This is a genomic window from Aurantiacibacter flavus (assembly GCF_039710615.1).
GTDB lineage: Bacteria > Pseudomonadota > Alphaproteobacteria > Sphingomonadales > Sphingomonadaceae > Alteraurantiacibacter > Alteraurantiacibacter flavus.
On record NZ_JBDLBR010000020.1, the window covers coordinates 1 to 1,528 of the forward strand.

Genomic DNA, 1,528 nt, shown 5'->3' on the forward strand with positions numbered 1-1,528 from the left:
TATTCTGTTGAAGAAGTCGCTGCTGGTCCGGGTTAAAGACCGTTTTGGACAGCGGTCGAGCGGGGGCCCCGGTCCCTTCAGGCGGTTGCGAGGCCCGGCATCGGCTTCATCTTGGCCAGTTTACGGAGGTTCTGGGCTGCGGCGGCGAGGTGGAACTCGTCTTTCGCTCCATTTGGGCCACGTAGGCGCAAGCGGTCCAGCTTCAGGATGCGTTTGAGGTGGGCGAACAGCATCTCGACCTTTTTTCGCTGGCGACTGGAGACGAGGAAAGCGTCGCTGGCGGTGATCTCGCGCGTCAGATCGCGCGCGCCCTCATGCACTGAGCGGGTCACCTTGCGTGCGGGCATGTTGGGTGTGCAACGCTGGCGCAGGGCGCAGGCCTGACAGTCCTGCTGCCGCGCGCGGTAACGGATCGACCCGTCCTTATCGATCCCGCTGCGCGGTGTGCTGAAGTTGCGGTTTGAGCGTCGCAGTCGATTGCCACCAGGGCAGATGTAGCTGTCGTCTTCGTGGTCATAGGTGAAGGCGGATCGCTCGAAGGTACCGTTGTTGCGCGCGGATTTCTCAAACACCGGGATATGCGGCTCGATGCCTCTCTCCTCGACCAGCCAGGCGAGGTTCGGCGCTGAGCCATAGGCGGTATCGGCCACGAGCTTTTCGGGCCACAGGCCGAAGCGGTCCTGCGTTCGCTCGATCATCCGCCGCTGGGCAAGCACCTCGGCCTGCCGGATCGCGGTCGTCGCCTCGACGTCGACGATGACGGCATGGTCGAGATCGATCAGGTAATTCGTGCTGTAGGCGTAGAAGGCCCGCTCGCGCGTAGCCGCGGTCCAGCGCGCAGCGGGATCGGTGATGTTGATGCGCTTGGGTGGGACCGGGGTCGATCCGCCGAACGCGGCATCATCGAGCACTTCGAGATACTCGGCCACGGCGCGGCCCGCAGCCTCGGGTGGCAGGCCCTCTTCACCAGACACCGAACGCTGGCGATGCACATCGGCGCGGATCAGGCTGGCATCGACCGCGAAGCCTTCAGCACCCACCAGCCCTTCGGCCATGCAGCGCTCGACGGTCAGCTCGAACAGTTTGCGCAACAGGTCGCTGTCGCGGAAGCGGCCGTGGCGGTTCTTCGAGAAGGTCGAATGGTCCGGCACAGCGCCGTCGAGATCAAGCCGACAGAACCAGCGATAAGCGAGGTTGAGATGCACTTCCTCGCACAGTCGCCGCTCGGATCGGATGCCCATGCAGTATCCGATGATCAGCATCCGGATCATCAGTTCCGGATCGATCGAGGGCCGCCCCATCGAACTGTAGAACGGCTTCAGGTACTCGCGGATGCCGGTGAGATCGACGAACCGGTCGATTGCGCGCAGCAGGTGATCGCCCGGCACGTGATCCTCGATGCGGAAGCTGTAGAACAGCGTCTCCTGCATCACCGTCCGCTCGCCCATCATCGTCACGTCTCCGCTTGCCTGCGAAAACTGAATCAGGACTTCACGCCGATCGCAAGCGAGACTTTTTCAACGGAATA

1 protein-coding gene is annotated in these 1,528 nt (G+C 63.0%); it reads right to left on the reverse strand.

The annotated features are described in order from the left end of the window. Positions 1-77: 77 nt before the first annotated feature. The gene (locus ABDJ38_RS16885; protein ID WP_346786301.1) at positions 78-1,451 is read right to left on the reverse strand and encodes a transposase; all 1,374 of its coding nucleotides are present in this window, start codon (positions 1,449-1,451) and stop codon (positions 78-80) included. Positions 1,452-1,528 lie beyond the last annotated feature (77 nt).